The sequence below is a fragment of the Paenibacillus sp. FSL R5-0744 genome (genome assembly GCF_037972555.1).
GTDB lineage: Bacteria > Bacillota > Bacilli > Paenibacillales > Paenibacillaceae > Paenibacillus_AQ.
In genome coordinates this window covers 2,517,063-2,543,838 of sequence record NZ_CP150228.1, presented here as the reverse complement: position 1 = coordinate 2,543,838, position 26,776 = coordinate 2,517,063, and the positions used below count along the sequence as shown (strand labels likewise).

At 41.6% G+C, this 26,776-nt stretch carries 22 protein-coding genes; 8 read left to right on the top strand and 14 right to left on the bottom strand.

From position 1 onward, the window contains the following. The first annotated feature begins 14 nt into the window (after window positions 1-14). The 3 genes from MKY19_RS10875 (at window position 15) to MKY19_RS10865 (ending at window position 2,985) form a co-directional block, all read left to right on the top strand. Entirely contained in the window at window positions 15-923 is a 909-nt protein-coding gene (locus MKY19_RS10875) for an alpha/beta hydrolase (protein ID WP_339802677.1), read from the top strand. A 50-nt stretch (window positions 924-973) separates the two neighbouring features. Continuing rightward, window positions 974-1,819: a sugar phosphate isomerase/epimerase gene (locus MKY19_RS10870; protein WP_339802674.1), complete on the top strand. Its 846-nt coding sequence runs from the start codon at window positions 974-976 to the stop codon at window positions 1,817-1,819. Between the two features lie 119 nt (window positions 1,820-1,938). Next, complete coding sequence (locus MKY19_RS10865) at window positions 1,939-2,985, top strand: glycosyltransferase family 4 protein (protein WP_042187080.1); 1,047 nt, start codon at window positions 1,939-1,941, stop codon at window positions 2,983-2,985. 12 nt (window positions 2,986-2,997) lie between these two features. Here the strand turns inward: MKY19_RS10865 and MKY19_RS10860 are convergent, their stop codons facing one another. Then, the gene (locus tag MKY19_RS10860) at window positions 2,998-3,792 is read right to left on the bottom strand and encodes a helix-turn-helix domain-containing protein (RefSeq protein WP_339802671.1); all 795 of its coding nucleotides are present in this window, start codon (window positions 3,790-3,792) and stop codon (window positions 2,998-3,000) included. Window positions 3,793-3,927: 135 nt separating this feature from the next. On the opposite strand from MKY19_RS10860, the gene MKY19_RS10855 reads away from it, so the two are divergent. Continuing rightward, complete coding sequence (locus MKY19_RS10855) at window positions 3,928-5,271, top strand: glycoside hydrolase family 30 protein (protein WP_042187078.1); 1,344 nt, start codon at window positions 3,928-3,930, stop codon at window positions 5,269-5,271. A gap of 108 nt (window positions 5,272-5,379) precedes the next feature. Here MKY19_RS10855 and MKY19_RS10850 read toward each other — a convergent pair whose 3' ends face one another. The 4 genes from MKY19_RS10850 to MKY19_RS10835 form a co-directional block, all read right to left on the bottom strand. After that, window positions 5,380-6,984 (bottom strand): extracellular solute-binding protein, encoded by a 1,605-nt coding sequence (locus tag MKY19_RS10850; protein ID WP_339802667.1) that lies wholly within the window; start codon window positions 6,982-6,984, stop codon window positions 5,380-5,382. A gap of 45 nt (window positions 6,985-7,029) precedes the next feature. Further along, window positions 7,030-7,953, bottom strand: a complete 924-nt coding sequence (locus MKY19_RS10845) for a carbohydrate ABC transporter permease (RefSeq protein WP_076283054.1) — start codon at window positions 7,951-7,953, stop codon at window positions 7,030-7,032. 17 nt (window positions 7,954-7,970) lie between these two features. Then, window positions 7,971-8,894 (bottom strand): ABC transporter permease subunit, encoded by a 924-nt coding sequence (locus MKY19_RS10840; protein WP_042187071.1) that lies wholly within the window; start codon window positions 8,892-8,894, stop codon window positions 7,971-7,973. An 81-nt stretch (window positions 8,895-8,975) separates the two neighbouring features. Then, window positions 8,976-10,580 (bottom strand): extracellular solute-binding protein, encoded by a 1,605-nt coding sequence (locus tag MKY19_RS10835; protein WP_076283055.1) that lies wholly within the window; start codon window positions 10,578-10,580, stop codon window positions 8,976-8,978. Window positions 10,581-10,837: 257 nt separating this feature from the next. Here MKY19_RS10835 and MKY19_RS10830 point away from each other — a divergent pair, with 257 nt between their 5' ends. Both MKY19_RS10830 and MKY19_RS10825 read left to right on the top strand, forming a co-directional pair. Beyond that, window positions 10,838-12,556: a histidine kinase gene (locus MKY19_RS10830; protein ID WP_339802662.1), complete on the top strand. Its 1,719-nt coding sequence runs from the start codon at window positions 10,838-10,840 to the stop codon at window positions 12,554-12,556. After that, window positions 12,557-14,185 (top strand): helix-turn-helix domain-containing protein, encoded by a 1,629-nt coding sequence (locus MKY19_RS10825; protein ID WP_339802660.1) that lies wholly within the window; start codon window positions 12,557-12,559, stop codon window positions 14,183-14,185. A gap of 64 nt (window positions 14,186-14,249) precedes the next feature. On the opposite strand, the gene MKY19_RS10820 is transcribed toward MKY19_RS10825, so the two are convergent. Further along, on the bottom strand, window positions 14,250-15,344 hold the full coding sequence (locus MKY19_RS10820) for a glycosyltransferase family 2 protein (protein ID WP_339802657.1): 1,095 nt from the start codon (window positions 15,342-15,344) through the stop codon (window positions 14,250-14,252). A gap of 168 nt (window positions 15,345-15,512) precedes the next feature. Between MKY19_RS10820 and thiD the strand changes: the two genes are divergently transcribed. After that, window positions 15,513-16,325: a bifunctional hydroxymethylpyrimidine kinase/phosphomethylpyrimidine kinase gene (thiD, locus tag MKY19_RS10815; protein WP_042126537.1), complete on the top strand. Its 813-nt coding sequence runs from the start codon at window positions 15,513-15,515 to the stop codon at window positions 16,323-16,325. Between the two features lie 336 nt (window positions 16,326-16,661). On the opposite strand, the gene MKY19_RS10810 is transcribed toward thiD, so the two are convergent. From MKY19_RS10810 to MKY19_RS10780, 7 genes are all read right to left on the bottom strand, one after another. Then, a complete protein-coding gene (locus tag MKY19_RS10810; RefSeq protein WP_339802654.1) occupies window positions 16,662-17,090 on the bottom strand; it encodes a hypothetical protein in 429 nt (142 codons plus the stop codon). 114 nt (window positions 17,091-17,204) lie between these two features. Then, window positions 17,205-18,548 carry a glycoside hydrolase family 30 beta sandwich domain-containing protein gene (locus MKY19_RS10805; RefSeq protein ID WP_339802651.1) on the bottom strand — a complete coding sequence of 448 codons (1,344 nt, stop codon included), beginning with the start codon at window positions 18,546-18,548 and terminating at the stop codon, window positions 17,205-17,207. Window positions 18,549-18,632: 84 nt separating this feature from the next. Further along, on the bottom strand, window positions 18,633-20,270 hold the full coding sequence (locus tag MKY19_RS10800) for a sugar ABC transporter substrate-binding protein (protein WP_339802648.1): 1,638 nt from the start codon (window positions 20,268-20,270) through the stop codon (window positions 18,633-18,635). Window positions 20,271-20,390: 120 nt separating this feature from the next. Beyond that, window positions 20,391-21,278 (bottom strand): carbohydrate ABC transporter permease, encoded by an 888-nt coding sequence (locus MKY19_RS10795; RefSeq protein WP_042187049.1) that lies wholly within the window; start codon window positions 21,276-21,278, stop codon window positions 20,391-20,393. Window positions 21,279-21,292: 14 nt separating this feature from the next. Beyond that, the gene (locus MKY19_RS10790) at window positions 21,293-22,234 is read right to left on the bottom strand and encodes an ABC transporter permease subunit (protein WP_042193674.1); all 942 of its coding nucleotides are present in this window, start codon (window positions 22,232-22,234) and stop codon (window positions 21,293-21,295) included. Window positions 22,235-22,510: 276 nt separating this feature from the next. Continuing rightward, on the bottom strand, window positions 22,511-23,521 hold the full coding sequence (locus MKY19_RS10785) for a LacI family DNA-binding transcriptional regulator (RefSeq protein ID WP_042187045.1): 1,011 nt from the start codon (window positions 23,519-23,521) through the stop codon (window positions 22,511-22,513). Window positions 23,522-23,650: 129 nt separating this feature from the next. Continuing rightward, window positions 23,651-23,938 (bottom strand): ArsR family transcriptional regulator, encoded by a 288-nt coding sequence (locus MKY19_RS10780; RefSeq protein WP_081382732.1) that lies wholly within the window; start codon window positions 23,936-23,938, stop codon window positions 23,651-23,653. 129 nt (window positions 23,939-24,067) lie between these two features. Here MKY19_RS10780 and MKY19_RS10775 point away from each other — a divergent pair, with 129 nt between their 5' ends. Beyond that, window positions 24,068-24,319 (top strand): hypothetical protein, encoded by a 252-nt coding sequence (locus MKY19_RS10775; RefSeq protein ID WP_339270420.1) that lies wholly within the window; start codon window positions 24,068-24,070, stop codon window positions 24,317-24,319. Window positions 24,320-24,350: 31 nt separating this feature from the next. Here the strand turns inward: MKY19_RS10775 and MKY19_RS10770 are convergent, their stop codons facing one another. Next, window positions 24,351-26,732 carry an alpha-L-arabinofuranosidase C-terminal domain-containing protein gene (locus MKY19_RS10770; protein WP_339802644.1) on the bottom strand — a complete coding sequence of 794 codons (2,382 nt, stop codon included), beginning with the start codon at window positions 26,730-26,732 and terminating at the stop codon, window positions 24,351-24,353. Window positions 26,733-26,776 lie beyond the last annotated feature (44 nt).

Below are 26,776 nucleotides of genomic sequence, written 5' to 3'. Positions count from 1 at the left end.
TAAGGAGGTTTGAGATGGTAAATAGCTTTAAGAATGCCAAGGCGCAAGAACGAGTGTGGCACTCCTATGAGCAGATGATTGAGCAGTGGCCCATTCCGCTTGAGGAGCTCGATGTTCCAACCACATATGGACTGACGCATTGTATCCTTGCTGGTCAAAAGAATAATCCACCTTTACTACTGTTTCATGGTGTTGGTGATAACTCGGCGGTCATGTGGATCTTAAATATCGAGGAGTTATCGAAGCATTTTTATTGCATCGCGATTGATACTTTGGGTGGACCCGGAAAAAGCATACCTACCGAGCAGTTTAACAAACAGAAGTTTGAGCAAGTAAAATGGATTAATGAAATAGCGATGTATCTGAATATAGACGTCTTTAATATTGCGGGTGTGTCCAATGGCGCTTATATTGCTTTTAATTATGCGACCAAGCAACCGGACAAAGTGAACCGTGTCGTTTGTTTGGAGGGCGGGATGGTCACTGCACCGTTTAAAGCCATGATCCAAACTTTAATGATGATGTTCCCGGAGATTCTGATTCCAACGGATCGCAATTTACTGAAAGTTCTGAAGAAGTTAAGTGCACCTCACTCCCCTTTATTTGACAACCATCCAGCATTAGCTGCTCATCTGATCCTTTTAATGCGCACTCATAATCAGCAAGCTATGTTTGTGCATAAGCTTCATCCATACGATAAAAACGCTGCAGTCGCAGTTAGAGACAAGCTCTATTTTCTAGTTGGAGAACACGCGCTAAAACAATCGAAGGATTTCATAAAGATTTTAGAAGATGGAAAGTTCTATTACCAAGTCATCCCCCATGCGGGACACGGGATTAATCATGAGCAACCGGATAGAGTAAACACTGAGATCATCAATTTCCTGATAGACGATAAGGATAAATCACTTGCATCCAGATGAAAGCGCTACTATTATGTTTGTAATTACACATACCTATCCTAGATAAGGAGATGATTTCCATCAGATACGGAACATTAGCGCATACATTTGGTTGTTTACCCCTCAAATCGTTGACAGCAACGCTTCAGATTTATGATATCGATTTTGTTCAACTTGCTTTATCCAAAGCTATTCAGGACATCGATACCTCCACAGGTAAATTAAGTCCAGGCCTCGCAAACTATATTGGCGAACAATTTGACAGAGCAGGTATACGTATCGGGGTGTTAGGCTGTTATATCAATCCCATTCACCCGGATCCTGTTATTCGGAGATTAGAAATAGATCGCTTTAAAGAACATCTTCGGTATGCCCGCCAATTCGGCGCCCCTATGGTGGCTACGGAGACGGGCGCACTGACTACTTTCCAAGCACAAGATCCGCTCCATTACGAAGAGATCGGCTGGGATATATTAAGGGCAACTGTACAAGAGCTTGCGGAGGAAGCTGAAAAATGGGGTGTTTTTCTCGGATTGGAGGGGGTCTGCACACATACTCTTTCTACACCAGACAAGATGCACCGCATCTTAGATGAAATCCCCTCTGGCAATATCGGGGTTGTCCTGGATCCATGCAATTTTATTGGTGACGCGGTAGATATGCAGGATCAAATTGTTGATGACGCCTTCAGGTTGTTCGGGGATCGGATCATTTTGGCGCATTTAAAAGACATCTATCAAGATGGAGAGAGAATTTACCACGGTAAGGCTGGTGGAGGGCATTTTCATACCGAAGCATTCCTGAGCAAACTCCAAAAATATAAGCCCATGATCGACCTATCTTTAGAAGATATAACGAACCTCGAGATTAATGAGACCGTTGCTCTACTGAAGAATATTGCTCATATGGAAAAATAACGCTTTTCAAAATTAGCTAAATGGTACCTTTCTATGCGAGTTGAATAAAATAAGAAACAGAACGATTGAGTAACATCGTTTGACGATTAAGCCCTAACTTGGAAGGGACGGGATTACCGATGAGATTCACATTCCCTATTCTGACCTTATCTCATGGTGGAGCTCAACGCATGCTGGTAGAACTCGCCAATGGGCTAACAGCTATGGGGCATCAGGTTACTATCCTCATGCCTGTGGATGGGGTTGTTTCCTATGATGTCCGCTCCACCTTAATCCGTTCCACACATATGGAGCTTCAAGAACAGGACTATCCCATAGGCGATGTTATTGTTTCTAATTTTCATACGACAGTCCCTACCTCTCAAGCAGCTAGCAATCAAGGAAAAGGAATTCATGTAAGATTGTCATTATGTTATGAACCCCCCTTTTTACCAGATAGTTCGCTGTCGTTCCCTTCTTATCATGTCACAGAGCATCTAATTGTTTTATCGCATTGGCAGCAGGAACTGATTCGTTTAAATCATGGGATCACAGGAAAAATCGTGCCCATTGGCATTAGCTCCTCCTTCAAGAATATGAATATCCGTTACAGTCTTCAGGAGCCTTTAAACATAACAGCTATATTAAGAAAAGCAGAACGTGGATTCTCATGGCACCGTGAGCAAGACTATCTTATAGAGCAGCTGGATCACGTGAAAAATCAATGTCCCAATGTAAATATTAACTTTATCAGTCCGCCCGACGAGTTCAATACTTCAGAAGTTCTCCAAAGAATGAAAGCTACTGGCAAATATCGATTCTTCACACCTGCTAATGATGAGGAGCTCTGTTACCATTACAACGGTGCAGATATCTTTGTTAGTTCTAGTATTTTTGATACGGGTTCTTTGCCGGGGCTTGAAGCCATGCGGTGTGGCGCAGCACTCGTCTGTGTTTATTCAGGCGGAAATATGGAATACGCAAATCACGAGAAGAACTGCCTGCTCTCCTATCGGTACGAGAATCGGCTTGGTGAAGATGTCATCCGCCTAATTCGAGACCCAAACTTAAGAACTAAATTAGCCGTACAAGGTGAAAGATCTTCCCTCAAATGGACATGGGCAAATAGTGTCAGGTTATTTGAGCAAGCGGTTAGGGACTTCTTGTTAAAAACTAGACGATCTTAAAAATAGTGAAGGCTACTCTCTCTTACGATAGTTGCCTGGTGAGACGCCATAACGTTCCCGAAATACCCTGTGGAAATAGGTGTAGCTTCCAAACCCCGTCTCCTCTGCTATTCGCTCTAAGGTATAATTGGTGTTGTCCATTAATCGAAGTGCCATAGCAAGCCGAATTTGCCCAGCATATTGCATAATAGAGCAGCCGAATTGAATTTTGAATACATGCACAGCCCTCGTTACACTAATTCCGGCATGGGCAGCTACATCCTTTAGCCTGATTTCTGATGTAGCATGCTCCTCTACATAACTCTTCATCTTAAGCCCGTGCAGCAGTGAGGCTGATGATGATGCAGGTGCTTCTTCCATAGCCCGATCTAACAGCAGACATAGCGCTTTAAACAGCGCCTCAAGTATTTCAGGGCTACCCCCATCTAATCTTCTATTCTCCAGATCAAGCTGTTGCCATATACTTTGGAGCTTGCCATCATCCGCAATTCTAACCTTCTTCGGTCTTTCGCGCAGGTTCCACCACTGATCCACCCATTTCCCTGTACACATTACAAAATAGTCCACACTATGTCCCAGCGGACTCTTCTTTTCGCCGATTCTCAGATCATATATATCTTGAGGCTTAAATAATAACAGATCACCAGGCACCACGGTTACCATGTCCCCATCGATCAGTACTTCACACTCCCCTTCTGCTTGCAGCCTGATGATATAGGTATCCAGCCCACTGCGATATAATTGCCGAAAAGGCTGAGTATGGCAAATAAATCCGCATAGGCTTATTTGGACACGATTAGTTTCCATTGCATTCACTCCTCTTCTCTAAGTAATCGATGACCAGATCGTTGAGGTTATTAGCCATATTGTTTCTTCAAAGAGCAGTGAATCTCCTTCTATAATAAAGACAGAATTTATATGTACAGGAGGTTACCAACCACTATGAGTAAAATTGTTCGCGTCATTCAAACAGCAAAAGAAACTACCGACCGTCTGACAGAAAAAGACCCTCTGATCTTCCTCCCTGACACATCGGGCGTCGAATCAGAGCTCATCAATATTTATGATGATCTGGAGTATCAGGAAATGGAAGGTTTCGGTGGTGCACTTACCGAGGCTTCTGCTGTTACCATCGCTAAACTAAGTGAAGCTAAACAAAAAGAAATCATCGACGCTTATTTTGATCCTGAGCACGGAATTGGGTATACCCTTTGCCGCTCGCATATCCAGAGCTGTGACTTCTCACTCGGCAACTATGCTTATGTAGAAGAAGGCGATGCTGAGCTCCGTTCGTTCGATATTTCCAGAGATCAAGAGTCAATTATCCCCCTAATCAAAAATGCTGCAACAGCTGTTGGTGAAGATTTCCGTTTGTTCTCCTCTCCTTGGAGTCCACCTGCTTTTATGAAAACGAACGGTCAAATGAACGGTGGTGGAGCTCTTAAGCCTGAATACCGTGAGGCTTGGGCCAACATGTTCGTAAAATATATTCAGGCTTACGCAGCTGAAGGCATCGATATTTGGGCTGTTAGTGTTCAGAATGAAGCGAAGGCTGTTCAAATCTGGGATTCTTGCCTTTATACTGCCGAAGAAGAAAAAGATTTTGTTCGTGATTACTTGGGACCTGCCTTGGAACAAGCCGGTTTGGCTCATGTAAAGGTTATGATCTGGGATCATAACAAGGAGCGCGTGTATGATCGTGCCAAGGTTGCTTTTGAAGATCAAGAAGCTTCCAAATACATTTGGGGAATTTGCTTCCACTGGTACTCCGGAGATCACTTCGAAGCCCTATCGGCCGTTCATGATCGCTTCCCAGACAAGAAGCTGTTCTTCAGTGAAGGCTGCCAAGAAGGTGGCGTTCATCTCGGCTCATGGAACACAGGCGAACGTTACGGCCATGATATCATTGGTAACCTGAACAACTGGATGTCAAGCTGGACGGACTGGAATATTGTCTTGGACGAGCAAGGGGGCCCTAACCATGTAGGTAACTACTGCGATGCTCCAATTATTGGAGATACGAAAAACGATGAAATTATATTTGAGAGCTCCTTCTATTACATCGGGCATTTCAGTAAATACATTCGCCCAGGTGCTAAACGAATTGGGCACTCTAAATATACTGATAAGCTTGAAACAACGGCTTTCCGTAACCCAGATGGCACCATTGCTGTTATCGTTATGAACCGCACGGAACAAGAGCTTCCTTTCACCCTGCGCTTCCATAACAACTTGGCTGAGAACATGATTCCGGCTCATGCCATTCAAACCCTGCTAATAAAGTAAAAAGAATAAGGAGGTTCTCTTTATGCCACTCGCATAGAGAGAACCTCCTTTGTTTAAATAAGTGAAATAGGATGTTACAGCCTAGCCGTCAGTATTTCACATAATACTCTATTCTACATTCACATAACGACTGTAAGCATCGGTACGAATTTTAACCAGCTTCTCCAGTCCCATTCCCCGCAGCTGTTTCACATAATCAGCCCAGCCCTCGTCAATTTTACCTGTAATTATAAACTGAGCACGCATTGTATTGACATAACTATCGATGTCCGTAGTCAAAGTCGGCAGCAGCTGAAACTCTTCAGCGGTGTACATTACATCAGGGAAAGGTGGCGTTGTATAATCGCTTCCCAGCTTATCGAGCTGCAGCTTCAGTCCATCTCCGGTTTTTGGGTTTAGAAAGATGGATTTTTCAAACTCTGGACTGACATATTTCGGCCCGAAATCCCGGAGTGATTGATCCCAATACCAGGCATCAGCACTGGTACCCATCGGTGGGTCCATCAATGTATAAGAACCGTTAATATTTTTCTTAATAACGGTGTTTATCGCTCCCCAGAAATTTTGAATGCTTGCTTCATTGGTGTAGAACTGATCAGCCCAGCGGGCAGCAATCTCTGGGTATTTGCAAGAAGTGGAAATTAGCAGCTCGTTGCGCTCCAGATTCATTCCATACGGATTTCCTATGGTGTAGCGCTTACCATCCGGTCCTGCAATCGGAGGAATCGTGATATATTGATCACTCCATTTGCCAAATACGGCATCCGGCGTCCACTGATACGAGAATCCTACGATAGGAGCATCCGGATTAAGAAACTTGGCTGATCTCATCGTTTCATCTTGCGTGAATAATTCTTTATCAAGCAAACCTTCGACAAACAATTTATGCTCCCATTTGAGCCCTTCTTTGTACGCCTCTGAAACAGGGTAATATACCGCATTTCCGTCCTGGACGACCATAAAGTTATTGTTCAGATCCGTGATTCCGAAGGGACTGATGAGATCATTACTTACTTCGATAACAGGTATCTCATCCAGCCTTCCATTCCCATTAGGGTCACGTTCTTTAAATGCTTTTAGCACGTTGTATAGATCATCTATCGTATCGGGAATCTTCAATCCCAATTTATCCAGCCAGGTTTTGTTAATCACGGGTTGGCGTGAGCTTTTAGGACGTAAAGGTAATCTTGCAGGCAAAGAGTAGATTTTCCCGTCAGGAAAAGTACTGATTTTTTTCAATTCAGGCTCTTCCTGCATGGCTGCTTTGAGGTTAGGCATATAGCTTTCGATATAATCATCAAGCGGCCTGAATAAGCTTAAATTATTGACGATATCCGAATCTCCGAAGGTCTCACTCCCTAAAATGATATCTGGAAGTGTACCGCTTGCCAGCATAATGGACTTCCGCTCACTCCAATCATTAGCAGACATCACCTGCCATTCGATTTTGACATTCGTATTTTTTTCCAAATCCTTCAGCCATTGATTCTGGATAAAGTTATCTCCCATGCTTCCCCACCGAACCGTTAGAACCTTCAGCGTCATGGGCTTATCCACGATTGGCAAACCTTCTTTATGAAATTGACCCGGATCAGATTCAACAGAGTTTACCCCTTTATCCCCTTTACAGGCTGTAAGGCCAGCAAGCAACGTTGTCACTAGAAGAATGACGGTGATTGTTCTATTGATACTGTTTTTGGGTTGCTTTTTCATTACGGTCTTGCTCCCTCACAAATGTTAGTTGAAAAGTAGAAGAGCTTATTCCTTCACTGCGCCGATCATTACCCCTTGGTTAAAGTATTTTTGCACAAATGGGTATACACACATAATTGGAACAGTTGCCACGATAATAACCGAATACCGCATCATATTAGCGAGCCGTAACGCGATTTGTGCGGCTTCTCCGGTCCCCATACCAGACTGCATCTGATTGGTAATCAGAATATTTCGCAGGATCAGCTGCAAAGGATACATATTAGGATTTTTCAAATAAATCAAGGCATTAAAATATGAATTCCAATAACCTACAGCGATCCATAAACCTAACACTGCAATAATAGCCTTCGACAACGGTAAAACTATCAGTGCAAAATAACGGAGATTGCCACAACCATCAATTTGCGCTGCTTCCCATAAATCGCCCGGAATACTAGTCTGGAAAAAAGTTCGTGCCACTATGATATTAAAGACTCCAACTGCAAAAGGCAGTACCATAACCAAGAAAGTATCATAGAGATGGAAATCACGAACCGTTAAAAAAGTAGGAATCAACCCCCCGTTAAAGAACATTGTAAATATGAAAAACAGCGAAATATATTTTCGCCCCACAAGGTCCTTTCTTGACAACGCATAGGCAGCTGAGATATTAACTACTAAACCGATTGCAGTCCCAACCACCGTGTACAGGATGGTATTCCAATACCCGATCCAAATATTCTCATGACGAAGCAGCTCTTTATAACCATCAAAGGTAAACCCTTTAGGAAATAGCCAAACTTGCCCTCCAGCAACCGCGGAAGGATCACTAAACGAAGCAATGACGATAAAATACAGCGGATAGATCAGGATAATTAGAAAAATTGCCGATATAACATACATCACAATTTCCATTATAGTATCTGAGGAGCGATTCTTCTTTATTTTTCCTACATTTCCTTTAGTCGCTGTCTCTAAACCTCCCATTTCAATGCTCCTCCCTTCTACCACAAGCTATTTTCGCTTAATTTTTTAGAAATCTGATTGACCATGATCAATAAAATAAAATTAATGACCGTGTTGAACAGGTTGATCGCCGACGAAAAGCTATACTGACTGCTGAGCAGACCAATTTTGTAGACATAAGTAGACAGAATTTCACTTGAAGTAATGTTCAAGTCATTTTGCATTAAGTACACCTTTTCAAATCCAACCCCAAGCAGTCCCCCGACCCGCAGGATAAGCAATGTTATCGCTGTTGGCATCAGCATCGGAATATCGATGTAACGAATTTTATGCATCCGACTTGCGCCGTCTACGGTTGCAGCCTCATACAAACTAGGATCAACAGCAGAGAGAGCAGCGATAAAGATAATGCTGTCCCAGCCGACATGCTGCCACACATCCGACCAGACGTACACACTGCTGAATAATCCGGCAGAGCCCATTAGATCAGGAGCTTCTTTTCCAAAAAGACTATATACATTGCCCAGTAGTCCGGTGCTAGGTGAGAACAGAATCATCATTAAGCCCACCATAACTACGGTTGAGATAAAATGTGGCATATAGGATACCGTCTGAAAAAACCGTCTAAAACGGTTTGGTCTCATCTGGTTAACCATCAGCGCAAGTATAATCGGAATCGGAAACGTAATCAGACTGTACACACTGATAATTAGCGTATTTTTGATCGTTGCAGAAAATTGATAGGAATTAAAAAACTTCTCGAAGTATTTGAATCCGGCCCATGGACTTCCGCCTATTCCTAACGCCGGGCTATAATCCTTAAAGGCAATGAGCACCCCATACATGGGTTTATATGCGAATAATAACGTAAGGACTACTGCAGGAAAAAGCAACGTATATAAACCCCAGTTTTGTTTGATTTGTCCGAGTTTCCGACTCAAATGAATTGGATCAGATTTCATAACATCCCCTCCTTATTAAAAATAGAGAATGCTACCCCACAAATTTATGTAGGGCAGCACCTTTTTCGAAAGACGAATAGGTTATTTCACACTCATATAACGACTGTAAGCATCTGTGCGAATCTTAACTAACTTTTCAAGCCCCATTTTATTAAGCTGTTTGACATAATCATCCCAGCCTTCGTCAATTCCGCCTTTGCTAATAAATTGAGCGCGCATTGTATTCACATAACCGTCGATATCCGTGGTCAAGGTTGGCAGCTCCTCGAACTCATCGGAGGTATACATAACGTTAGGGAAAGGCTCTGTTACATATTCACTACCCAGCTTATCCAGCTGCAGCTTAAGTCCATCTCCACTTTCAGGATTAAGAACGATTTTCTGTTCAAAGGACGGGCTCACATATTTTGGTCCGAAATCTCGAAGAGACTGATCCCAATACCAGGCATCTGCGCTGGTTCCAGCTGGTGGATCCATCAATGTATAGGTGCTGTCATCATTCTTCTTAATTACAGTTCCAATCGCACCCCAAAAATTCTGAATGCTCGCTTCGTTCGTGTAGAACTGATCTGCCCAACGCGCAGCAACCTCTGGATACTTACTCGAAGTAGTAATCAGCAGTTCATTACGGTTAAGACTCATCCCAATTGGATTACCGATTGTATAACGCTTACCATCCGGTCCGGCAATCGGTGGAATCGTCACATATTGATCGCTCCATTTACCAAACACAGCGTCCGGGGTCCACTGATACGTAAAGCCTACGATTGGAGCATCCGGATTTTGGAACTTCGCCGATCTCATCGTATCATCCTGAGTGAATACCTCTTTATCTAATAAACCTTCCGCATACAATTTATTTTCCCATTTAAGGCCTTCTTTGAACTCCTCCGAAACAGGGAAATAGATCGCTTTTCCGTCCTTGATGATCATATTGTTGTTATTCAAGTCGGCAATTCCGAAAGGACTGATCAAGTCATTCCCAATTTCAATAAAAGGAATCTCATCTTGTTTGCCATTTCCGTTTGGATCTTGTTCTTTGAAAGCTTTAAGTACGTTGTATAACTCATCAATCGTTTCAGGAGCCTTCAGGCCCAATTTATCGAGCCAAGTTTTGTTAATCACAGGCTGACGAGAGCTTTTTGGACGCGATGGAAGTCTTGTTGGCAATGAATAGATTTTTCCGTCAGGAAAAGTGCTGATTTTTTTCAACTCAGGCGTTTCTTCCATGGCCGCTTTAAGATTTGGCATATTTTTTTCAATATAATCATCTAACGGCCGGAAAAAGCTTAGATTATTAACGATATCGGAATCTCCGAAGGTTTGATTTCCGAGGATAATATCTGGAAGTGTACCGCTAGCCAGCAGAATGGACTTCTGTTCGGCCCAGTCATTGGAGGACATCACTTGCCATTCGATTTTGACATTTGTATTTTTCTCCAGATCCTTCAGCCATTGGTTCTGCGTAAACGTGTCTCCCATGCTTCCCCAACGTACGGTCAGCACCTTAAGCGTTACAGGCTCATTAACAATTGGCAGACCTTCTTTGTTGTAACTGCTCGTCTCACTAGTCGCAGCATTATTCCCGTCTTTTCCGCCGCAGCCAGCAATACCAAATACCATAGCCGCCGCCAGCAGACCCACAGTCCATTTCTTTGCCGTCTTTTTCTTACTGTGTTGACTCATCCTCTTAATCCCCCATTTCAATTAATCAAAGATTATCTGAATAGCTTAATCATAACGTCTTATTTTTTCGTATTCCGGACCCTTTAAGACGGTTATCCAGACCTTTGAATCCGCTTACAAAAAACACGAAATCAAAAGCCTTCGCTTGAAGGGACTTAATAACAGTATCTAGACTTCTGTATGTGCTTTCCGGACTTTGCGGTAAATCGCTAGCGAGTTCTCCTGTATTTTTCCTGCAGAGGTCTTATAATGATTTTATGAACAAAAAAACAGCGAAGCACAAAACCTACCCCATTCGTCATTATATAAAAGTCATGATGGCAGTCTCGTTCACAGTCCTCATTCTGGATTTAGCGATCAGCATTACTTCCATTTCTATCGTTAAGCAGCAGTCCACTCGAAATTTACAGGATACTGCGGCACTCTACATTAATCGTATCAATCATGATTTCGCTTACATTAATCACTATATGGGCTGGACGCTTGGGAACGATGAGAGCTTGCTTGCGATGAATACTTACGGGGTCAACAGTATCGAGTTCTTGAAGGCAAATGATAATCTGCATAAACGCTTTACCGAGCTGCAAAAAAACTACGGACATGAGTACAACTTTTTCTACTATTTGAAAAATGAGAACTACTTTTTAAATTGTGCACCGATCAGTGTGACCTATACGGATTACAGGCAGCTCAAAACGAAGATTATTTCTTATATTGATGATAAGGAGATGTATGAGAAGTTTTATTCCAAATGGACGCCTATCCTTGTTAACAACCACTACTACGTAATTAATATCGTTCCTTATTACAATCGTTATTTAATTGGACTGATCTCCGCCGATAATCTGATCCGTCCTCTACGCCAAATTAATCTGGGTGCCAATGGTTATGTTTCTCTCGTAGATGAGAATGAACAGCCTTTATCGAGTCCCATATCGAACAGCGGAAAGCTGATAACGGAAGAGAGAGGCTTCTCTAATCTTTTGCAATCGCGTACAACAATCAACAGCGCCTTCTCGGACACCACCTTCAGCACTAAAATGGTCATTAAATATGGCATATTCGAAAAAATAATCATTGCTCAGCTGCTTATAATGTTACTCTTCTTCATTGTAACTTCCACTTTATGCATCGTTCTGCTGTTTTTCAAGAAAAGAGTACTAGGCCCGATTCAAAGCTTCTCTGAGAACCTTGCTTTCATTAATGAGGCTGGGCAACCCGCAGATTTCAAAAGCAGTGAGATTATAGAGCTGGAACAAGCAAACACACAGTTTAAAGATTTAGTTGATCAAATCAAAACCTTTAAAATCGCTATGTACGAGCAGGAACTGGAGAAGCAGCGGATACAACTGGATTATATGAAGCTACAGATCAAGCCCCACTTTTTCTTAAATTGCCTGACTAGCATCTATAGCATGGCCCAAATTGAAATGTATAAAGAAATTGAGAATATGACGTTATCTACGTCGAAATATTTCCGTTATATTTTTCAAAATGGTGAGAATTTTGTCCGGCTGGAGGATGAAATCGAGCATGTCCGAACCTATCTAGAGATTCAAAAGCAACGTTATCAGGATGCATTTATTTACAATATTGAGCAAGAGGATCAGGCAAGCTGTGTGGAAATTCCGCCATTAGTGCTGCAAACCTTCATTGAAAATTCTATTAAATATGCGATTTCACGAGAACATGAAGTAGAGATCAGGCTTACAGTCCAGCGATTACGGATTGAAGAGGAAGACATGCTCGTTATCCAGATCACCGACACCGGTCCCGGTTTTCCACCGCAAGTGCTAGAGAAGCTTAATCTTGGTGAGCCCTTGGATCAAAGCAACGGTATGCAGATCGGTATTATGAATACGCTTAAACGGCTGGAATATCTCTATTTAAAAAGAGCAACTATCACCTTTTCCAATTTGGAGAGCGGCGGCGCTAGTGTAATCTTATCTCTCCCGGAGCTTCCTAAAAAAATCTAAATGAATGGAGAGCTAACTATGAATGTACTGCTTGTTGATGATGACTTTTATGTTATTGCTGCATTGCAAAAGAGAATAGATTGGGAATCGTTACACATTGATACTGTCTATACAGCAAATAATGTCGCTCAGGCACGTGAAATAATAGAAAAGCATTCTATTCAAATTCTAATTTCGGATATTGAAATGCCTCAGGGCAGCGGATTGGAATTACTGGCCTGGATTCGCGAAGGGAATTATAGTATTCAGACTATACTTCTTACTAATTATGCGGATTTCAACTATGCCCAGAAAGCTATTGAATTGCAAAGCTTTGAATATTTTCTGAAGCCCATCGAATTTGATAAGCTGATGCTGATTATCCATAAGGCTGTCACACAGGCAAAAGAGCAGCAAAGAAATGAAAAAGCCATTCAAGGCGGTTACTTTTGGCAAAAAAACCAGGCGAAGATTCTCGAGCATTTTTGGCGTAAGTTGGTTAGTGGAAGCACTTCATTTCCGATTAAATTAGCGGACATCACCCTTGCCATTGAGGAACAGAACCTCTCCTATCAAATGAGTGACACTCTGCAGCCTTTAATCTTTAACCTATTTCCTTACAACGGCAGTATGGGAAAAGAAGAGAAGGATCTTTTTGATTTTGCTCTGCTGAACGTATTATATGAATTGTTACAGAGTCCTTGCTTTACCATCGAGAGCATTCTGGAATATAAAGATTATAATTGGATCGCCATATTAAAATGGAATCAGACACCCGACACGTCCTTGCTTGAAGAATTATGCTCTTCCTTTATTCAAAAGGCGATTCCTTATTTAAAATGCGACGTCTGCTGCAATATTGGTTTATACGATAAACTGAATCATGTGGGGAATGTTCTGAAACAATCGCTTCGCATGGATAAGGAAATTACGAGATGCAGAAATCAGACTTTTTTAGTGGAAGCCTATCTCTATCAAAATAAAACTGGCTATACGCCACCGGATCTTGTCTATTTGGAAGAGCTGCTGAACCAGAATCAGTTCACTACTTTTCTTGAGGAAGTTACGAAATCTCTAAGGGTTATGCTTACCAATAGAACTCTGGAGACCTCTGTCCTTAGCTTATTCCGCTTAGATATTGTTCAGCTAGTCTATTCATTTCTCAACCTCAAAGGGATACGGTCACACAAACTATACTCCGGCAAAACTAACGATAAATTATCCTTGCACTCTCTGAACTCGATCGAGGATATGGAAGAATATCTTAAATATCTAGTGACTACAGCGATGAAATACCGTGAGTTTGCCGCACAGACCAAATCCGTCGCGGAGGAAATCAAACAATACATTCATTCGCATTACGGTGATGATCTGACACGAAATGATTTGGCCGAAATTGTCTACCTCAATCCTGATTATCTGGCAAGAATATTCAAACGAGAAACTGGTGTTTCATTAGGCAGCTACGTCATCCAAGTTAGAATCGCGGCTGCAAAGCATCTATTGGAAACCACAAATATGTCTGTTTATACTGTCGCAAACAAGGTTGGCTATAACAACTACTCCTATTTCTCTAAGCTGTTCAAACAAGAGGTTGGACTCCCTCCCAACGATTACAAAAAAGAACAACAATACAATCCAGCATATTAAAAAGAGGGTGTCTTAACGACGAAAACCCCCAGAGTCAAAATCATGACTACTGGGGGCATTTTTGTTAAGCTTGAATCGCTACATATTTGTCGCCAAGCAAATTTTTAAAATAAGTGCGGTTATATAACATGCTAGGATGGGACGGATAAAAGTTCAGCGCCGTTTCATTATGATGATTCGCTAACTCGTGTTGGCCAAGGCGATCATAACAGAGTGCCAATTGGAGATGCGGCAGCCAGGTATAAAAAATCCCATTTTTCATCCCCATCGAATCGTTATCCCGTGGCAGCTGTATCGCAAGCTCATACCAGTATGTTGCTGGGTGCAATTGACCCTTTTCCAATAGAAGGGCCCCAAGTCGGCAGCAGAACTCTGAACGTGGTTTATCGTACTGTAACGTTCTGCATAATGCTTCATATGCACCGTCTTTATCCCCCAGCCGTTCCCGGCATTCGGCAAGCCTTAAGCAAGCTTGAAAATTATCTTCTATCCAGCCCTGTCCACCCGCCAAAAACAGCTCGTAGTATTTGCAAGCCTCTTCATTTATAGCATGATCCCTTAATTCATTCGCATAATAATACTGATCCCTTGGAGAGAATGTTTCACCCTCGGCCACTCTTTTTTGGTAAATCCGCAAATTACGGTCTGTATATTCCTTATCCTTCTCATGGGTAATACAGACATCACTACTAAAGGAAGGGCCACTTACCTCTAGATACTCATGTACTGGGCCAATCCATTGAAAATTGCAGCTCCGGCGAACTAGCCGATTCCGACGCAAGCTAGCTGTGACATTCCCAGCCTCGTCAAAAGCCAAATTATACTGCATGTTCACGCTGTGAAAATGTCCTGGCAGAATCTCCTTTAGCTTTTTAAACAGAATCTGATCCGCTTCCTTTATATAGTCATCCGCATCCAGCCACAAAATATACTCCTGAGTAGCTTTACTGAAGGCAAAATTACGTGCGGCACTAAAGTTTTCGATCCATTCAAAATCGTAAATCACAGCTCCGTAGGACATTGCGATCTCTTTCGTCTTATCCGTCGAGCCTGTATCCACGATAACCACTTCATCTACAAGACTTGCAACGCTAGACAAACATTTATGCAGGCTTTTTTCCTCATTTCGTACAATCATACATAAACTAATCGTGACCATACTCGCCCTCCTAAGCGTTTTGTTTAAAATTTCTTTCTATATTGATATGCTGAGTTAGTGAAATGGAATCCTACACTTGCTTTTTAGAAAGACTTAGGTGCTATTTTTTGTTATAATCAATGCAATGCGTTGTTTATAAATTCAGACATATATAAAGGGGACGTTACCATGACTCAAATTATTAAAACTCTAACTATTGCAGGCAGCGACTCCAGTGGTGGCGCAGGCATCCAAGCGGATCTAAAAACATTTGAAGAGTATGGTACCTACGGCTTTAGTGCCTTGACAACTATCGTTACAATGGACCCGGACAACGGCTGGCACCATAATGTTTATCCAATTGACGCCTCCATTGTTGCTGAGCAGCTAAAAACTATTTTCGCAGGTGGTCCAGTAAATGCCATGAAGACGGGTATGCTGGGAAGTGTTGAAATTGTGCGTGTTGCTGAGCAAGCGATCAAAGAAAATCTACAGACCAATGTAGTGATTGATCCGGTCATGGTCTGCAAGGGCGAAGATGAAGTCTTGAACCCAGACAGCGCGGAGGCTATTCGTGATTTACTGCTGCCACTTGCCACTGTGGTTACACCAAATCTGTTTGAAGCTGGCGTTCTTTCAGGTCTTGGCAAACTTTCTACCCTAGAGGATATGAAAGAAGCTGCTCGTCTGATTCATAAGCTCGGTGCACGTAATGTCGTGGTTAAAGGTGGCAAAGCACTAGGGGGCGATCAAGCGATTGATGTCTTCTTCGACGGTTCTGAGTACACAGTATTTCAAACAGCCAAAATCGAGCCTGCTCACAATCATGGTGCTGGATGTACCTTTGCCGCTGCCATTACAGGCGGTTTAGCTAACGGTCTGTCCGTTCATGAAGCTGTAGCAAAAGCTAAAGATTTTGTCTCCGCTGCCATTCGCAATGGCTTTGCGTTCAATGAATATGTGGGTCCTGTATTTCATGGTGGTTATCGTTTAGAACGTTAGAACCTCTAAGCTACAGATCCTGAAACAAAAATGGCAGTCCAGATGCTGTATTTCAGCACTGAACTGCCATTTTTTTTATTGTGTGAGTATAATTACTTAAACCCTGGAAAATCAGCCAGATCGGAAAGACGGATGAAAAACACAATAATTGCTAACACGCCAAGCAGGATAATCGGAAACGGCTGTACTCATGCCCCATCTCCCCTTTCAACTGCAATTATATAAAGCACATTATAGAGTAAAACATGGGATGGAGCAAAACATGGGATGGAGCAAAACAACAAGGGCATATTCCATAGGAATATACCCTGTAATATTTAGCGTTCCTATGATTGATTATTCAAAATTCGCAAACTTAATACTTTGCATATGCTTACGTCTATTCTGATCATTCCACGAGAGAACGACTTCCAGTTCTTTTGCCCCACTCTTTATAAAAAATTGACTAAAGCTAACCGTCTCTTTCGGTCTCATATCATAGCTAAATGGATCAGCTAAGATGATTTGTTCCTGATTAGCGTCTTGTACTGGTCGATACAACTCAAAGGTTACATCTATCGTATCTTCACTCAAATTTGTGACTAATAGCTCGTAGCTCTTATATTTTTCCGGCTGTGGCGAAGGCAGTTTACTTTTATGGAGCTCCACTGCCCATTTGGTTGTTTCACTCTTTACAGGTAGCATACTTTTAACCGCATAAATACTAGAGCCACCAGTAATCATCAAACACAGAACTAGCAGCGTCAGCACAAACCTTCTATTCAATGCTCATATCTCCTCGCTATAGGTATGCGTTTAAGATTCACGAACACTGATTTTTTATGCATTTTTCGGCAAAAAAAAGTACTCGAATCTAAATTCGAGCACTTCATACACATATTATTTAATCAAAATAGATAAAGCACTTTTAGAGCCTAAACGGAACGATAAATCATCCTTACCCTGCAATTTCACAGCTACATTCTCAACCTTTTCACTATCGTTGAACAGAACAACCGCAATAGAGTGATCTGTATTCTTAAACGCTACGGAACGAATCACTTCTTGATTAGTGGAAGCGTCAATACGTACAGCCTTAGGACGAATGAATTTGCTGAAGTGTGCCAGTGCATAGTAGTCCAGTGTATACGTAAGTTCCTTAGTCTCTTGGTTGACCGTCACAATACCGCGACAAGTACTTTTACCAAAGCCCGGTACAGTTGGACCGTTCTTCTCATCTAAGGCCATATTCCACAAGACAAAGGATTTACTATGATTTCTGAGAATATCAATCCCTGTTCTCATGACATTCGAGAAGGCTTGTTCAAACGGAGGAATCCATTCGCCACCAGAACCTTCTGTGAAATGCACTTCTTTATCCGCGAAAGCTTTCAGCACCTCTGATTGTGCTGACGCATTCCCGCCATACCAGTGCCAGGCAACACCGTCCACTTCATCTTTCGCATAATCGAGCACCGTGAGTGGATAATCCGGACGATCCCAGTTGTGATCATAGCAGAGAATTTTTGTATGGATGTTGTTTTTCACGAAGCTAGGCTTCAGATAATTTTTAATGAAATCTCTTTGCGCCTCAGGCAGCATTAACATACTTGGATAGTGCTTTGGTTCAAAAAGAGGCTCGTTCTGCGGGGTTACCGCATAAGTTGGCAGACCGTGCTCTTCAAAAGCTTGAATGTATCGTACAAAATAATCGGCATAAGCCTGGTAATGTTCATGTTTAAGTTCGCCGGCGATCATAGATCCGCTAGTCTTCATCCAGCCTGGTGCACTCCAAGGCGAAGCCATCAGCTTGATCTCAGGATTAAGTTCCAGCGCTTGTTGTAACAAAGGGATAATGTCAGCTTCATCATGTGCGATGGAGAATTGAGTTAATTCTGTATCGGTTTCCTGAGCAGGCATATCGTCATAGCTATAAATATCTCTAGCATAATCCGATGCTCCCATTGGATTTCTTAATACGGACAAGCCAATTCCATCTTGGGAATCAAAAAGCTTGCTCATGACTTCTTTTTTCTGTTCATTGTCAAGAACTTGGTTAATCAAATATGCGGATGAATCCGTAAAGGATGCCCCGAAGCCATCCATTTCCTGAAAGGTTTGATTCTCATCAAGGTTTACAGTAGTGACCGGCTCATCTGAAGCCATTGGAGTCAATTGTTCTAGCGTTTGCTCTACGAACAATTCATTCTCCCCAATAGATTGATAAATTTTAAGTTTTGTCATGTTGTTTCCCTCCACTTTTCTATATATTTTGCTATGTTTCTGTAGGATAAGGCCCCGGTAAAGGGGCCCCATCCAGCCTTTTACTTATTTAAGACCTAATTTTTCTTTGTTGCTCTTCATTTTTTCAGTGCGAATTTCTGCGATCTTATCCCAGTTGTTATCCTTCAAGAATGATTTGTAAGCAGCCAAGGTGCTATCAAATGTTGCTTCATCCTTAGCACGAATCATACTCACAAGCGTAGTGTTCCAATTTGTATCGATTGCAGATAGACTACGAGCTTCAGGCGTTCCTTGAGCCGGGTTGATATTTTCAAGAATAAAGTGTGGTTTCAGCTTTCCTTTACCCCACTCTTGCATTTGTTTAATAGAATCTGCGAATGCGTCATTACTTAGAGCTTTATCGCGGTCATGTCCAAAGAACATAAATTCGCCCATCCGGTAATCCTTTTTAAATTTATCGGCATTATTCAATTGAAGATCTTTGATTTCAGGTAAAAATTCAATTTTACCCGCTTCGTTAACCTTATAGGTTTCCCCTTCAATACCATAGTTCATAAGCTTTTGTCCTTCTTCACTCAATAGATAAGTGTAGATCTGAATCGCTTTGGCAGGGTCCTTAGCCTTTTTAGTGACATAGGTAATCATCCAGCCTGTAATTCCTGACTGATTCAACGTTGGCTCATGTCCAACTGTGCTTTGCGGTCCATCAATAGCGATATATTCTTTGTCTGGATTTTCTGTCATGAAGATTTGCAGGTTACCACTTTGTTGAGGTGTTCCATCGAGCATCAGCGTTGCATATTTACCGGATTTCAATTTTTCTTCAAAAGCCGTCCCGTCATCTGCAAAGCTGTCATCGCTGATGTCACCATTTCTGTAGACTTCATTTAATGTTTTCAACCAAGTCAGATAATCCTCATCTAGGTTACGGTTGTAGAATTCACCATTTTCGGTTTCCATCGGTACGCCGATGAAATCCTGAAGGACATCTCCCAAAGAACCAGTGCCTGTGCCAATAGAGTTAAAACCAAAAGGAATCATTGCCGGGAATTTCTTTTTGATTTGCTGCATAACACTCTTGAATTCTTCAGGAGTTCCAATGCTTGGTTTTCCTATCGCTTCGTAAACATCCTTGCGGATTACAAATGCCGTTTTAGCAGGAATGTTACCGCTGTCAAAATCGTTTTGCGTATTAGAATAGTTAGGATAGCCATAAGTCTTACCGTCTGCTAATTGGAACCAGTTCATCGTATCTTTTGCTGCTACTTTATTGAAATAAGGATCATATTTATCCGCCAGATCATTCAAAGGCAATGCCCAAGTTGCGGCTTTTTGTACCACTGGTGAGTTCGAATCAAAGATAGTCAGCATATCCGGCATTTCGCCACCGGCAAAAATAGTATTTAACTTCGTGTCGTCCCCAGTAATGAATTTAATATTGATGTTCAGGTCCTCTTTAATCTTTTTAGTAACGAGGTCCTTACCAAAGTCTGTGTTCCACCAATCCGCATTTACATACCAAGTGAGATCCGTAGTTTCTTCTTTTTTATCAAGCTTCCAAGCTGGTGTTTCTGGGTCAATTGTATATCGCCCTTCAATGGAGCTTAATTCTTTGCTGGAGTTATCAGAACTACCCTTCGATCCACAACCCGTAAATACCAATACAACAGCCATAAGCGCAGTACAAAGTTTGAGTCCTTTTTTCCCAAATGCTTTGTTCATCCCTTGTTTCCCCCTAAAAAAGTTTTGGTAGTAACGGAAGTGTAGATCTGATAGTACAAGCTACACTTCCGATGGATCATTTCGTACATAAGTGTTTGCTATAAACCCCCTCCAATCTTTCTATTCTTTCACCGCCCCCATCATCATTCCTGAAATAAAGTACCTCTGTAATATTGGATACATCACAACAATCGGCAAAGTTGTAATGACAATTGTTGCTAGTTGAACCCCTTTAGTTGTAGTTTCGATAATCGCAGATCCGCCGACATTTTGCATGGATTGCGTTTGCGACTGAACGATAATTTCATAGAGCTTCATCTGCAGCGGATAGAGTGCTTGATCGGTAATGTATAATTTGGTGGTCATAAAGTCATTCCACTGCCCAACCCCGTTAAATAACGCGATCGTAGCCATAGCCGGCATGGAAAGAGGGATAAAAATCTTCAGGAATATACGCCAGTCACCTGCACCATCGATTTTGGCTGACTCTTCAAGTGAATCCGGTACGTTTCTAAAGAAGTTCATTAGAATAACTACGTCATAATAACTGAACAAGGCCGGGATAATATAAACCCAAAAGCTGTTCAATAGACCGAGTGATTTAATCAATAAATACGTTGGAATCATACCACCTGAGAAGAACATGGTGATTACACCCATGGCAACGTATAGCTTGCGGCCACGTATGTATTTTTTACTCAAGCCATAACCGATCATCGCGCAAAAGAATACGTGGGTAATGACACCGATGAACGTTTTGGCAATAGAGACTAGAAAGGCTAATCCTATCGTCTCGTCATTAAATACTGCGCGGTAATTCTCTAAGGAGAAATCAGTAGACCAGAATATAAATCCACCTTCCGCGAGCGCCTTACCTGAGCTTAAGGAGGATATGACCACATTCCATAAAGGAACAACGATAATTACTGTACAGATACAGAGTAAAATAATATTTATAGTGTTAAAGATTCGACTGTCGAGATCTTCTTTAGCTACCGTACGATTCACAAAAATGCCTCCTTCTACAGAACTGATTGATTATCATTTAATTTGCTGGACACTTTGTTGGCACTAATCAGTAGGATCACAGAAACAATGGAGACACCTAAACCAACAGCAGTAGCATAAGAGAAGTCACCTTGCGTCATACCCATACGATACACATAAGAATTGATTACCTCTGCTTTGGCACGGTTCTGAGAATTCATCAAGACCAATGTTTGATCCAGATTCGATCCTAATAAACCGCTTACAGTCAGAATCAGATTTAAACTGATAATTGGCTTCATATTAGGTAGGGTAATATTCCAAATTTGTCTCATACGACTTGCCCCATCTATTTTGGCAGCTTCATAATAAGTAGGGTCAATTTTGGACATGATGGCTAAGTATAAAATCGTTCCCCAACCTGCCTCTTTCCAAATATCCGATAACGTTGCAATCCACCAATACTTGTTCGCATCAAGCAAGATATTTACCGGTTTCGAAATGATCCCCAAATTGAGCAGGATTTCATTAAACATACCGGAGGAAGAGAACCAAGCAATCAACATCCCGCCCAGAACGATCCAGGACAAAAAGTGTGGTAAATAAGAGATTGTTTGTACTATTTTCTTAAAGCGTCCACCGCTTAATTCATAAATCATGACGGATAGAATAATTGGAATAACAAAACCTATAGCTAATTTCAGAAAGCTGATCCCCAAGGTATTGACTACAGCATCCCAAAAATATTTGTCTGATAAAATAATTCTGAAATTATCAAGCCCCACCCATGGTGCAGAATCGAGCGTGTCTATTACGGTGTAGCTCTTAAAAGCAATCGTTAATCCGTAAATAGGAATGAAACAAAAGATAATCATAAAAATGATTCCCGGGATGACCATGGACTGAATCTCCCATTGCCTCTTATAATCAATCACAAATTCTTTGACCCTCTGTCCCATAGGCTTCTTACTGTTCATTGGATTCTTCCCGTTCACTGGCACTACGGCTAATTTATCCACGTTTTTCTTCTCCCCTCCAAATCATGATCCCCATAACAATAAAAACGTTTTTATTTCTTTTTAAAAAAAACCTCCTAAAAGCAATAAAATTATCAAGCATAAACGCCTTCAGTGTCCTTATCAGGACGATATGCGTTTAAGCGAGAAATATAAGTTATAAAGTATAGGTGCAAACTTATACTTTCTTATATTTAAAAATGATCGGATACTATCTTGTTGCCCTTCTTGAAAGCGTTAGTACCGATCAATCTTCACTTGAGTAGAACCACGTACAATTAGTTCACCTGGCAATTTCATCATTTCGCCCTGTTCCTTCTTCTGAATCATGCGAACCAGGTGATTTATAGATAGAATACCTTGTCTGGCAATTTGATTTCTTACCGTCGTTAATGGCGGTGAGAAATACTGCGCGATATCAATATCGTCAAACCCCATAACGCTTATATCCAACGGGACTTCATATCCATTCGATTTCAAAGCTTGAATACATCCAATGGCACTCAAATCATTCCCCGCTAAAAAAGCATCAGGCATTTTTTCAGGACTTAAATGAACTAGAGACTTTATAGCGTTATAGGTGCTCTCTTCCTCAAAATATCCTTGGATAATATACTCTTCGTTCGTCGGAAGCTGATATTGACGCAAGGCGGCCAAGTATCCTTCTTTCCGCTGAACACTATCATACATCTCATCTACACCAGATATGTAAGCAATTTTCTTGTGTCCCAGACTGATTAAATATTTAGTTGCTTCGTAAGCAGATTCAAACGAATTAAAGATTACGCTTCCCATCGTTTCATTCTTAAGTGGTCGATCCAGAAACACAGCCTTGATCTTGTCTTTCACCATTGCGGCAATTTCTTCTTCATCTATTCTCAGCTCTTCGTAGATAATGACACCATCCACACGTCGGCCTAGAATATTGCTCATAATTACTTGTTTATCCTTTGTAACAAATACATTTAAACCATAACCTAACCGATCACATTCACGAGACATGGACTCCACCAGCTTATAGAAGTACGGGCCCGCTACACTTGTCGTGAAAAAACCTAGCATTTTAGTTTTTCCGTTTCTTAAGAGCTTGCCATTTAGGTTTGGAACATAATTTAATTGCTTCGCGACCTTAAGCACATGTGATTTGGTCTCCGGATTTAATACATCAACGTCATTTAGTGCGTTGGAAACTGTAGAAATGGACACTCCAGCCTCTCTAGCAACGTCTTTGATAGTTACCTTTTCCATAACGATTCAATCTTCCTTTACAAATAAAAACGTTTTTATAAATTTAAAATATCATAAAAACGTTTTCATTACAATATATTTTTTTTTATTTTTATTAATTCTCTATTTCGTATCATTCACAATATCTGATTAGCAGATTCCCCGAGATCCTGATAATTTAATCTGTAGGCAGTTCGTAGACAGTGAGCAATACTTATATGTCCCTCCATCCACACGTCTCATTTTAGAGTTAATCAGGCCTGCTTTTTGCAGCTTGGCAACATGGGTGCTAACCATCGCACTACTTATATAGAGCTCGGCAGCCAGTTCTTTAATATGCATCTCTTTTCGGTCTAGTAGTTCGATAATCCTTAACCTGACTTCACTTGCAAGTGCTTCATAGACTCGAAGCGATTCTGTATCTGTAGTTAAGTGCATTTTATTGTCTCCTATGCCTTTGAATTAGTATTTTTATGTATTCACAAATCACATTTCTTAGTTAACAATAATATTAATCATTAATTTAACATAAGCGAGATAAGTATGGATGCAGTGTAGCTACTACCTGTGATTATATTCAAGCTAAGAAAAAGAGCAAGAAGAAAATTAGAGTTCGAAGATGTATACACACTAGAAGAACACTGGTCGTGGCTGCTGTCTCATTACATTACTAAAACATGTGAACCGTGTAAAGATGGTCTGCATCGGCCAGCTATTAATGATATTGCACCTATCATGACCGAGAATATCCTAGAATGTGATCGTCTGTGGGTGAACAGCTATACAACCGGACATAAACGCCCCTTTGAACCTTTTTAACACTAAGGATTCAGAGGGGCGTTTTTAGTTTTTATTTTATTCTAAAAATCGTTACGGATTGTTTAGGGAACTCATAAAAAAAACTGCTGCCCATCGTCGTAAAATTGGTTTGCTTAGGAGAGACAAGCTCTTTATTCTCGAAGTTATTTTCATCCTCAAGCTGGTACCCCGACAGTTCATATACTTCGATGGACAAGTCCTTTTTTGCCATCTCTTCTAATATAATCTCAGCAGAAACGCTGTCCTCTTGTACATTCACTGTCTTAAGAATGATATCCCCTGTGGAATCCTCCATGCTTGCTGTGTAATACAGCGGTTCGATGACCGGAAGTTTGTCCTCCGTCTCATTGATCAACTCTCCGTTAATATAAGTACGAATATGTCTGTCTGATACTTCTAGCTTCAGATCGTATTCTACGTCTGTTTCAACTGTAAACATAGAATGTGTAAGCACAGAGTTTCTCCCGTTAATAATTGATGCCACAATGGAATCCTGATTTTGCCAGCCACCTAGTTCCCAATACAAATGATTCTGATCATCTGCTTTACCAAAATAGAACACAAACCCTTTATTCCCTGCGGTTCTAGTAGCCTTAAAATTCAAGGTATAGCTCTCCCACTCCGTCTCTCCAAGCTCTAGTGTTCGTTTGGCCGTTCCGTTCTGAACAGGATCAGGCAGGTTTGATACTTCTTCTGACAACTCAGAATACGTCTTCACTTCTCTCGTAACATTGTTGACCAGTGTGATTTCTGAATATCGAGCAGCGGATGCATCCACACCCAAGCTAATCGCTCCTGTGATCGCTTCAACTTTGCGTTCCTCAGGTACTGTGAAGCCGTTCGCTTTTATCTCCAGTAGCTGATCTCCCTGATGGTTCATGAATAGCTTTTGAACATAGTAGTTCGCAGTTCCGTACACTTCATGATTATTAAACCAGATTAGATCCGGCTTCCAGTTGATATAATCCACATTGCAGAGCATGGGAGCATAACATGCCAAACCAACCGCATGAGCGTTGTTCTGAAGTCCTGTCATAAAAGCCGCTTCCACTAATGCGTTATAATAGGTATTGCCCCATGAAGCATATTCACCTAAGAATACTTTCGGTTCGTCGCCCTTAAAGTCATCATAACGATGATGATTCGCCAGGAACCATTCAGGTGTACAGTAATAATGCTCGTCTACAAGATCAGACTTATTCTCTTTTGCTGATGTCCAGCCCCGTTCATATTCCTTACCAGCAGAGAATGGACCGCTCGAATTAATGACCTTAATATCCGGATATTTCTCTTTAATGGCTTGATGGAAGTATGGATATCTCTCGAAAAAGGGTGCACCTACCTCTTCATTGCCGATGCCGATATACTCTAGCCCAAAAGGTTCCGGGTGACCAAGGTTCGCACGTATCCTTCCCCACTTCGATGAAATGTCCCCATTGGCAAATTCGATCAAATCCAGTGCATCCTCAACCCAGGGCATTAATTCACCCAGCGGCACCATACGTTTATGATGTGGATCGTAGCCGCCCGGAAGAACGGGAATCGGCTTAGCTCCAATATCCTCACAGAACTGAAAATATTCAAAGTATCCTAACCCAAGCGTCTGATTGTAGGACCAGTTATTCCGCCTTGCCGGCCTTTGTGCCACATCCCCTATTGTATTCTTCCATCTGTACATAGAATCTCTGTCATCTGGATTTAAGGAACCGTCATGTACCAGACAACCTCCCGGAAACCGCATGAATTTAGGCTTTAAGTCGGCGAGTAACAGTGAAATATCTTCACGCATGCCCCCAGGTCTGTTCATAAAGGTCTTCTCCGGAAACAGAGAAACCATGTCCAGATATACCCTCCCGCTGCCTTTGGTAACGATTACAAGACGTGAACTAGTATCTGTAGCCTTAGACTTAATAACTGCTTCGTATCGAGTCCATTCGGAGTGATTCACAGCGATTTCCGCTTCACCATGAATGATACCATTTGTACTTTCAATGGATACGATAAGGGGTACGTCAAAGCTTGTCTCCCGACGAGCATATACCGAGAACTTATAATTCTCGCCCTCTTTTACCGGAATACCACTATTGAATCCCAGATTCATTAACCCAACACCGTCACCTTCAGCCACAACATCAATGGCTACATAATGTGGATTACGATCATTCAAGGGCTCGCTATCTTCCACGGTGATTACAGTTTTCCCATCTCCACGTTCTACAGGCTCCCAAGCCATTAACGCATGATAATCGGCCCGATCTATCGGATCAAATTCAAAGGATCGATTCTGAACTAGCTCAGCATAAAGTCCACCATCTGCCGCATGATTTAAATCCTCAAAGAAGATTCCAAATAAATCACCTAATGCTGCACCACGCTTCTGTGTATGTATTGTCAGAGTTCCTTCTGTCTTCATTCTTTCATCACTCCCTTGTAAAATTCAGTTTAGTTTATGTTTAT